At 69.1% G+C, this 9,346-nt stretch carries 9 protein-coding genes; 5 read left to right on the forward strand and 4 right to left on the reverse strand.

Going from position 1 to position 9,346, the window contains the following annotated elements:
* Positions 1 to 128: 128 nt before the first annotated feature.
* The 3 genes from INT49_RS04500 to INT49_RS04510 all read right to left on the reverse strand — a co-directional run bounded on the left by INT49_RS04500 (position 129) and on the right by INT49_RS04510 (position 3,049).
* Positions 129 to 1,676: an AAA family ATPase gene (locus tag INT49_RS04500; RefSeq protein WP_193116514.1), complete on the reverse strand. Its 1,548-nt coding sequence runs from the start codon at positions 1,674 to 1,676 to the stop codon at positions 129 to 131.
* A 66-nt stretch (positions 1,677 to 1,742) separates the two neighbouring features.
* Positions 1,743 to 2,768: a hypothetical protein gene (locus tag INT49_RS04505; protein WP_193116515.1), complete on the reverse strand. Its 1,026-nt coding sequence runs from the start codon at positions 2,766 to 2,768 to the stop codon at positions 1,743 to 1,745.
* 38 nt (positions 2,769 to 2,806) lie between these two features.
* Positions 2,807 to 3,049: a hypothetical protein gene (locus tag INT49_RS04510; protein WP_193116516.1), complete on the reverse strand. Its 243-nt coding sequence runs from the start codon at positions 3,047 to 3,049 to the stop codon at positions 2,807 to 2,809.
* Between the two features lie 63 nt (positions 3,050 to 3,112).
* Between INT49_RS04510 and INT49_RS04515 the strand changes: the two genes are divergently transcribed.
* The 4 genes from INT49_RS04515 (at position 3,113) to INT49_RS04530 (ending at position 6,729) form a co-directional block, all read left to right on the forward strand.
* Positions 3,113 to 3,673 (forward strand): RNA polymerase sigma factor, encoded by a 561-nt coding sequence (locus INT49_RS04515; RefSeq protein ID WP_193116517.1) that lies wholly within the window; start codon positions 3,113 to 3,115, stop codon positions 3,671 to 3,673.
* A complete protein-coding gene (locus tag INT49_RS04520; RefSeq protein ID WP_193116518.1) occupies positions 3,670 to 4,875 on the forward strand; it encodes a protein kinase domain-containing protein in 1,206 nt (401 codons plus the stop codon). Before INT49_RS04515 ends, INT49_RS04520 begins: the two co-directional genes overlap by 4 nt.
* 82 nt (positions 4,876 to 4,957) lie before the next feature.
* Complete coding sequence (locus INT49_RS04525) at positions 4,958 to 6,214, forward strand: hypothetical protein (RefSeq protein WP_193116519.1); 1,257 nt, start codon at positions 4,958 to 4,960, stop codon at positions 6,212 to 6,214.
* 62 nt (positions 6,215 to 6,276) lie between these two features.
* Complete coding sequence (locus INT49_RS04530; protein WP_193116520.1) at positions 6,277 to 6,729, forward strand: hypothetical protein; 453 nt, start codon at positions 6,277 to 6,279, stop codon at positions 6,727 to 6,729.
* Positions 6,730 to 6,796: 67 nt separating this feature from the next.
* Here the strand turns inward: INT49_RS04530 and INT49_RS04535 are convergent, their stop codons facing one another.
* On the reverse strand, positions 6,797 to 7,456 hold the full coding sequence (locus INT49_RS04535) for a hypothetical protein (RefSeq protein ID WP_193116521.1): 660 nt from the start codon (positions 7,454 to 7,456) through the stop codon (positions 6,797 to 6,799).
* Positions 7,457 to 7,623: 167 nt separating this feature from the next.
* Between INT49_RS04535 and INT49_RS04540 the strand changes: the two genes are divergently transcribed.
* Positions 7,624 to 8,982 carry a ComEC/Rec2 family competence protein gene (locus tag INT49_RS04540; RefSeq protein ID WP_193116522.1) on the forward strand — a complete coding sequence of 453 codons (1,359 nt, stop codon included), beginning with the start codon at positions 7,624 to 7,626 and terminating at the stop codon, positions 8,980 to 8,982.
* Positions 8,983 to 9,346: the final 364 nt, after the last annotated feature.

A 9,346-nucleotide genomic window follows, 5' to 3' on the forward strand; every position in this document is an offset into this window, starting at 1 on the left:
AGGCTGACGGGCCGTCCCTCGACGGTGAACGAGCAGGCGGTGGTCGCTGCGGCGTCACCGGCGCCGTCCGGATGCTCCCGTGACGGGATTCGAGCGGGCGCTCCCGGGCGGCAGGCGGAGCAGCACGTTCAGCTCCGGCTGCTCCGCACCCCCGGGAACTGCTTGTCCACCGCGGCCCTCACGTCCTCTGCGGTGAGCAGACCGAGGTCGATGGAGCCGAGGTCGCTCTCGTGGGCCAGGCGCTCGGTCTGCGCATCGACCATCGCGCTGAGGAGCGCTCGAAGGCTGCGGGCATTGGCCCACCCCGTCGGCGAAGCGTCAGCGAGCTGGGCAAGAGCCGCGAACAGCAGCTGCTGACCGTCGGGGGCCAGCGCATAGTCGTCTTTCGCCGCCATCCGCGTGAAGATCGTCGCCAACGCCGCGGCGTCGTAGTTCGGGAACGTCATTGTCTGCGCGAATCGAGAGCGCAGGCCGGTGTTGCTCTCCAGGAATCGCTCCATCTCCCGGGGATAGCCCGCGACGATGACGCAGAACGAATCCCGCTCGTCCTCCATCCGTTTGAGGAGCACGTCGACGGCCTCGGAGCCGAAGTCGTTGCTCGCCGGACCGCCTGGGGTGAGGCTGTAGGCCTCGTCGACAAAGAGGACCCCACCCTTCGCCCTGTCGATCACCTCAGTCGTCTTCTGGGCGGTCTCCCCCACGTGCTGACCCACGAGCCCGGAGCGATCCGTCTCGATGACGTGCCCTGAAGGCAGCAGCCCTGTCGCGGCGAGCACGCGACCCCAGACCCTTGCGACGGTCGTCTTGCCGGTGCCGGGCGGGCCGATGAACACCGCGTGCATCTCCATCTCGGGGACTGCCAAGCCACGCCTCTCGCGCTCCGTGTTGAGCCTGACCCGGTGGGCGAGCGTGCGCACTTGCCCTGCCACGGATTCGAGCCCCGGGAGCGAGTCCAGCTCCGCCAGGACGTCGTCCAGGCTCTCGGCATGCGCGCCGGCAGCACTGACGCTCTGCTGGTCGGGCCCCGCAGGAGTCGTCGTAGAGTCCCCCGCCGCGTCGGCTGACTCGGGCCAGGGGTTCGGATCCTTCCTCGCCTGGCAGTACCAGACCTCGGTGACGGACCCGTGGTCAGCCCAGGTGTGGTCCTTCACCGTGCCGCGCAGCACGATGCGGTCACCTGCCGCGAGCCCGCGGTCGTTGTTGGAGAGCCAATGCAGCGCATGGTTCTGGGGAGTGACAAGGCGATGGAGCCAGCGGAGATCCTTCTCCGCGTACACATCGCGGACGAGCTCGACGCTCTGCACGTCGGCGCGAGCTTCGAGGGTCTCGCCGACGGTTCCGATCCAGTGCCCCTGGGGCACAGAGGGAGCCGCGGGAGCCATGGGAGCACTCGTGAAGAGCTGAGGGCTCATCGCCATCACCTGCCGCTCAGCGGCACTGTTCGCCATCGGCCTCCGGATCAGCCCCACGATCAACCCGCCGATGCCACCGAGCACGCCGCCCGGGATCGCTCCGTAGAAGCCCGCTACGGCGAAGCCGAGCAGAGCCGACAGCAGCGCCCGTTCACCGTGGCTCGAGGAGAGTGTCATCAGGGCACCGAACGCCCCGAACAGGATGCCACCGGCTGCCGCGCCGATCAGCACGCCGAACAGGAGGCCTTTGACCACGTATTTCATTCGTCCTCTTTCTCTGCCCACGGGCCCGCATCGGCGTGTCGATCGGAGCGTCGAAGGCCGGGCAGCTCAGCGAGCGATCTCCTTGGGCGGGACGGCCGCAGCAAGCGCCCCTCCCACGCTCTCACCCCACATGGCCGGGAACGCGGTGGGGAAGATCCGCAGGTCGTCGGCCCCGCCGATGCGGGCGCTCGTCGCGACGATCGCCCCTCGGCCGGAGGCCACCCCGTCCACAAGGATCTCCGGCGTGTGCTCGCCACGCTTGTCCTGGGCAAGTGCCAGGTGGAGCCGGTCCGAGAGGTAGGAGACGTCGGCCGGCCCGAAGTGGGAGGCGAGTCGCCCCGCGTAGCCCTGCACCGTCACGCCGGAGTGCGTGTCCATGCCGAAGCGCTGCGCGGTCTGGGCCACGAGCGCATGGATCCACTCGTGCACAGCGCCGTTGGACAGGGCGGTGACGCGGAGCGTGTCCGGCGATCCGTTCTGGTCCACGGTCTCGAACAGGGCGAACAGAGCGTCCCCCATGAGGTCGTGCCGAGTGGTGGAGTCCAGGGAGAGGTGTACGTCGGACATCCCCCGGATCGCCCCGGAGTGGACGGAGGCGCCCACGGAGGTGCGGTTCCCCGCGGCGTAGCCCACGCCGAACGACTGGCCGAACATGCTGAACTGATGCATCAGCGTGCCCCGAGCCTCCCCGGCGGTCTTCTCGTCGAAGTGGCGCTCCACCTCGAGCACGCGCCGCGGGTCGAGCCGGAGCACCGCGCCGGAGGTGTAGGCGCTCGCGCGCGGCTGGGCGAGGAGCTGATCGGCATGCGCGGCCAGGGCAGTGGCCGTCGCCCAGTCCTCACGGTTGATCCTCCGCGCCTTGAGCTCCCCCAGGACGGCGACGACCAGAAGGATCAGCCCGATGATCCACAGGAGGGACGTGAAGAACAGGACGGTCCCCATGCCGGTGAGCGCGCCGCTCGCCGTCTGGGCGAAGATCAGCGGCAGGGCACAGAGCGCAGCGGTGATCACCAGGAGGATGATGCCGATGGCCATGGATTTGCGATGGAGTTGCCTGCGGGCCCGGCCGCACATGGAGGGTGCTTTGCTCATGTGATCCAGACTACTGGTCAGTTGTCATAGATCCGTCGTCAGAGTCGCCCGTCCCGATACAGCCCCAACAGCAGCTCCTGCATCTGCGGCGTGTACTCCAAAGAGGTGTACGTGCTGCGCTCGACCTCCAGCGCGCCCAGCACTTCGGCGAGCCGCGTCGGCTCCCACTCCCCCGGTTTGCCGACGAGCACGCCTGCGTCTGCCAGGCGCAGGTTGAAGGCTGGGGTGCTCTGGTCGGCATCGTCCTCGTGGAGCTCTCCCGCCTCGCGCAAAAAGCGCAAGCATCCGTCCCACACCGGGACCGCGTCGTTCGAGGGAACGCGATCATCAGTAGGATCACTCTCATGCGCGGGGGAAACGCAGAAGCATCGGGGTCGGACGACGAGGCGGCGCTGTCGCGCGCCGCTCTCAAGGCGGCCGGCGGGGACTCCGCCGCGCTGGAGGAGCTCGTCGAGACCCTGGATCGGCTTCGCATCGTGCAGCGCATGGTGGGGTCGATGCTCCTGGACCTGGACGCGGTCGACGACGTCTCCCAGGAGGTGCTCATCTCCATCATGGGTTCGATCAGGCAGTACCGAGGGGTCGGCAAGTTCTCCACCTGGGTGCACCCCATCGCGAAGCGGCGCGTCGCCGATCACCTCCGTCGGCAGCGGGATGCCACCGCGCTCGAGGAGACCGATCTGCCCGCGCAGCGCTTCAGCTCGATGGTCGCCTCGCGCACCGCCTTGCGCGCAGCTCTCGCAGAGCTGCCAGAGAAGTACCAGGCCCCGCTCATCTTGCGCGATCTCGAGCAGCTCCCCGTCGCGGAGATCGCGGCGCGTCTCGACCTGCCCGAGGGCACGGTGAAGGCGCAGATCAGTCGAGGCCGAGCGAAGCTGGAGACGATCCTGGGGGCCATCGAGTGAGGGAGCGCATCGGCCGGTTCGAGGTCAGGGGACGCCTCGGCGTCGGTTCCTTCGCCACCGTGCATCGCGCCCTTGACCTGCGCCTCGACGACGAGATCGCCGTGAAGGTCCTCGCGGAGAACCATTCCGCGAACCCGGAGATGCTGAGCCGTTTCATCGGGGAGGGGCGAGCGCTGCGGCGCGCCGGCGGACCGCACGTGGCAGCGGTCCATGACATCGGCGAGCTCCCCCACAATCAGCCGTATCTGGTGCTCGAGCTCGCCGACCGCGGCACTCTCGGGGACCGCGTCGAGCAGCTCCGCGCGACGGGATGGACTGCTGATCGGCGGGATCTTCTCCTCGTGGCGCGATCCCTCACGGCCGCGCTCGGGTCCGTTCATCGTGCGGACCTGGTCCACCGCGACCTGAGCCCGTGGAACCTCCTGCTGACCGCTCGACCTGATGCCCGCGGCGTCCCCGGGGCGGTGCCTGGAGGCGGCACGCTGATCGCAGAGGACGAGCGTCTGCTGCTCGCGGATCTCGGCATGTGCAAGGACCTGGCCCGCAGCTCCGGCATGACCGTCGCGGCCGGCACCTCCGGCTTCCGCCCGCCCGAGCAGGAGCGCCACGGGGTCGTGGACAGGCGAGCGGACATCTGGGCGATGTCCGCTCTGATGGAGTGGCTGGCCGACGGCGCACGCATGCCCCCGGCCTTCACCCGCGCTCTCGCCCGCGGGAGAGCGGAGAACCCGCGGAAGCGGCCCGAGGACGTCGAGACCTGGCTCGCGAGCATCGAGGAAGCACTCGCGGACCCGCCCGCAGCGGCACCGGACTCCCCCGCACCGGAACCCGCCCCCGCTCCCCGGAGCACCCTCCGTCGCCGGGTCCTCCCGGCCGTCGCTCTGCTGATCATCGGTCTGCTCGTCGGGCTCGGGTTCGGGAAGCCCGTCTGGGACGACCCTCCGGTCGCGGCGTCCGACGGGGCGTCCCTCGCGATCGACGGACCGGAGACCCTCGCCGAGGGTGAATCCGCAACGTACTCGGCCGACGTGACGGGCGTGGACTCATGGGTCTGGACACTGCCGGACGGCCGGCACGTCGTCGGCGAGCGCACCGTCTCCCTGACACCGACCAGCCCGGGGAGGGCGGACGTCGTGCTGCGCGCACGCGCCGCGGACGGCACCGAGCTCGAGTCTCGTCTTGAGCTCCGCGTCGAGCAATGAGAACTCCTCTGGATCCGATGCAACCGAATCGCGATTCGTCGCGACTCATAGAGGACAGCACCACCACACGAAGGGGAACATCATGAACATCACCGCCACGCGATTCAGCCGCCGGGCACTCGGACTCGCCGTGTTCGGAGCCCTCGCGCTCAGCGCCTGCGGCGCCGACGAGGTCGCCGGGTTCGGCGGAGGCGGCAGCTCGGACGGCGGCGGATCCGGCGGGAGCGACGGCGGGGCCGACGCTCCCGCGACCGCTGCACCGGATCTCCCCCAGCTGGAGGCGGGATTCTCGCTCGAGGACTTCACCAAGGAGGTCACAGTCTCGGGCACTGTCCACCCGAGGGCCGGCACTGTCGTCACTCCGACGGGGACGCTGCGCATCGACGGCATCCAGGAGATCACCTCGGTGCCGGCGGACGCGGTCGGCCTGGACCCGGAGACGAACGAGGACGGCGAGGAGCTGGAGTTCGCCGCGGCGGAGGGGGAGGTCCTCCGCGGCGTCGACTTCTCGTTCACCGCGAACAGCCAGGACGCGTTCAGCACCGATGCCGCGCTCCCTGCCACGGATGTGTCGATCCGCGGCGGAAGCTCGCAGACGCACCTCGCCGAGCTGACCGGGGACACCAGCAGCCGCTACCTGCTCTCGGTTCCGGCGGACGGCTCCGCTGTGCTCGTGGTCTCCAGCGAGGGACACGATCAGGTGATCGATCTGCTCACGGGCGAGCGGCAGGCGGACGATGTCGCCGCCGCCTTCTACCGCGAGGGCCGCGTGCAGGAGCCGCACCACACCTTCCCGGCCGAGGTGAAGGCCATCCCCGTCCTGTACGGCGGGGAGGAGGACAGCGAGATCGCCGCCAGCGTCTCCTTCCAGGCCGCGACCCTCACCCTCACGGCCTGGACGAAGGAGGAGGGCTGGGCCGAGGCGGGCAGCGCGTGGCTCGTGCTGGACTGGAACAGCGAGGCCTCTCTGGACACCGAGGTGCAGGGGCTCGTGGACGTGAAGGGCTACTCCGCGACGGCCTCCGTGACCGTCGACGGAAAGGCGACCACGGACGAGTTCCACGCCGACAAGCTCTCGTTCGCCCCGAGCAGCACCAAGGAGGCCCGCGCCCTCACCGCAGCGGTCCCCGTCGGGACGACCAGCGTGACGGTGGGCATGAGCGGAGGGTTCTCGATCGAGTTCGACGGCATGGGCGGCGCCTACGAGACGACCGGCTCCCTCGACCGGGCGTACACGGCGGAGGAACTGACCGTCGAGTTCCCGCCCGCCGGTGACGCCTCCGGCGCTCCGGCCTCCGACGGCGGCGGTGCACAGCCCTCCGACGGCGGCGGGAGCTGAGCTCCGCCCCTCCCCTGCCGCGCCCTCTCCCACCAGCACGACACCCCGAACAGGACATCACCATGAAGACCCGTATCGCCCTCACCGCCACCCTGACCTGCACCGCAGCCCTCGCCCTCTCCGGGTGCGGCGGTTCCTTCGACGACTCCCGCGAGCTTTACGAGCAGCTCCGCACGGAGATCGGCTGCGACACCGTGGACTCTGACGACTTCGAGTCCTTCATGGAAGGTGAGCTCTCGGACTCCTTCCCCGCCTTCGACGTGGTCGACGGCGACTGCACGCTGGGCGACGAGGACCTCTCCGTCTCCGCTGTCGTCCCCCACGACGTCAAGGGCGAGGAGTTCCTCGAGGCCATGGTCGCGGAGGAGTCCGAGGGGTACGCCGTGCACTCAGCGAAGTGGGTCGTCCTCCTCGAGGGCATCGACGAGGAGAACCTCGAGTTCGCCGAGGCCGTGCACGAGGAGCTGGGCGGGAAGATCGTCACCTTCTCCGCCGCCGGCGTCGTGGAGGTCTGAGCCGCCTGCAGGGTGAGCTTCAGCGCGGTCGACGCCTCCGCGGCCTTCACTCCCGCAGGGCCGACGACTACCCGTCGAGCTCTGCGGGAGTGCTCGCGGACCAGGGGTTCGGATCCTTCCGCGCCTTGCAGTACCAAACCTCGGTGACGGAGCTGCGGTCGGCCCAGGTGTGGTCCTTCACGGTGCCCGTCAGCACGATGCGGTCCCCCGCCGCGAGGTTGCGGTCGTAGTTGGAGAGCCACCGCAGCGCATGCCCCTGGGGTGTGACGAGGCGGTGGAGCCAGCGCACGTCCTTCTCCGCATCGACGTCCCGCACCTGCTCGATGCTCTGCACCTCAGCGCGGGTCTCGAGGCTTTCGCCGAGGATGCCGATCCAGTGCCCCGGCGGCATCGAGGACGCCGCAGCGGCAGACACAGCCGCTGAGGGATTCGCGAACAGGCGCGGGTTCAGCGGGAGGTTCCCTTCGGCCGCCTGCTGCGTGAGCGCCCGATGCGCCGACTCCCGCCGGGACAGACCCACGACAAGTCCGAGGACACCGCCGAGCACGCCGCCCGGGATCGCTCCGAGGAAGCCCGACACGACGAATCCCATCACCGCCGCGAACACCGCCTCGTCACCGCTGCTCTTCGCATACGTGGTGAAGGCGCCGACCGCCCCGCCGAGGATCCCTCCCGCCGCTGCGCCGAGCAGCACACCGATCAGAACCCCTGTGACCATGTGCTTCATACGACCTCATCCCCTGCCTGTTCACCGGGCCGCCCGCCGGTGCTGCCTGTCTCGACAACCCTGCCCCACCGCGGGCGAGAGGCGATGAGTCGTCCACGTCGGCGAATGAGTAAGAACGTGTCGTGCCGCCACTATGCGTGCCGGGGCCAGCGAAATACGGTACCTGTATGACCCGATCGACGGACACGGCAGATCGACGACGCGAAACCGATCCCGACAGCGAAATGCTCGAACCGGGGAAGTACTTCGCACGGGTCGACTCTTTCCACCCGGGCGCGATCCCGATCGCCACCCTCGACATCGTGAGCGCGGAGGGGTGGGACCCGCACGAACGGGGAGCGACCACGCGAGCTGGAGCGGTCCGTGAGTTCTGGAGACGTTGGGCGGACAACGCCTCGGGCGACACCGCCAACCCTTTCGAGGACTTCTGGATCCGACTCCTCGAGGTTCACCTCGGAGGGGCCAGCGATTGGGAGCGATGGTTCAACGAAGCCACGTGGCTGTCCATCACCGTGTCGAGAGCAGTGCCCATCGGTGACGGGCCGATCCCGGCAGGCAACTTCGAGGCTGCCGTAGTGCCCCCGGCCACTGCCAGAGCGTTGAGCAGGCTCTTCAGCATGGATCTCTGGCCCAGCGCCACAGCGCAAACGGTGAACGACGTGCTGGCATCCATCGACAGCCTGGACCACCTGGTGGTGCAGGATGTCGGCCAGGGGTCGACGAACGCGCTGACAGGTCTCGGAGACGGCGAAGGCCCCGGCATAGTGCGGCTGTACGTGGACGTCGGAGCGGGTATCAATCGTGCGAGCCGCCCCCAGCATCTGACCTACTGCACCTGCTCCTCTCCCCTGATCATCCTCACCCATTGGCACGAGGACCACTGGAAGGGCGTGGACCTCGACCCGAGTCTGCTCAAGCTGGCCTGGATCGCCCCGCGCCAGCCCATCGGAGGTCATCACGCCACGATGGCGTCGAGGATCCTCACCGCCGGTGGGAGCCTGCTGATCGTGAAGCGCTCCAGCCGCCCGGCGGTGGTCCTCGGAGCGCTGCGTCAACTGGTGCACGTGGGATATTGCAGCGGCAGGCTCACCTCCCGCAACAACAGCGGGCTCGCCGTGCAGGTACAGAGCCTCGATCTTGATCGCACGTGGTTGCTACCCGGCGACTGCGATTACAGGTTCCTTCCGCCGATCGCCGATCCCATCTCCGCTCTGGCGGTCACACACCACGGCGCCGCCACCACAGGCACACCGCCCGGTCGGCCCATCGGCATGGAGTACGCCCGCGCCGTGTACTCCTTCGGAAATCCGAACTCCTACGGTCATCCCAGAGCAACAGCAGTGAACGCGCACCGGAGCGCAGGCTGGCGCCACAGCACGAACCCCCGCGATCTCGACAGCTTGGACACCCGTACGACTGCGGGTGATGGTGCGACGCCCCGAGCATCGATCGCCGTCGGCTGGGAGACGCCGCCGGCCACCCACGGGCATCTGAGGAACCACCACGGCATGTCACTGCGAACGTGAAGAATGCTCCGGCTGGCAGCGTGACGGCGGACGCCGGGCGCCGATCCTCCTGGACGTAGTCTCGAAGGCTGACGTCATCGAGCCGTACTCCTGACTCGTGGACGACTACTCCCAGCACAACTTCCGCCCCCGCAAGCGATCGTGCGCAACGGCGAGGGGCATAGATCAAGGCGAAGCACGCCCCTGTCGCCTCGAGGTCGGTAACGTCATGACCCGCAACACCTAGTCCAGGAGTCGTCCTCCCTGGCCCATGAGGTGCACAGAACGCGCAGCAATGATTGTCGGGATTCGAGCCGCCCACGGCTTGTGCCCCCCCCCCCCCCCCCCCCCCCCCCCCCCCCCCCCCCCCCCCCCCCCCCCCCCC

Source organism: Brachybacterium tyrofermentans (assembly GCF_014897585.1).
In the GTDB taxonomy this organism is placed as follows: Bacteria; Actinomycetota; Actinomycetes; order Actinomycetales; family Dermabacteraceae; genus Brachybacterium; species Brachybacterium tyrofermentans.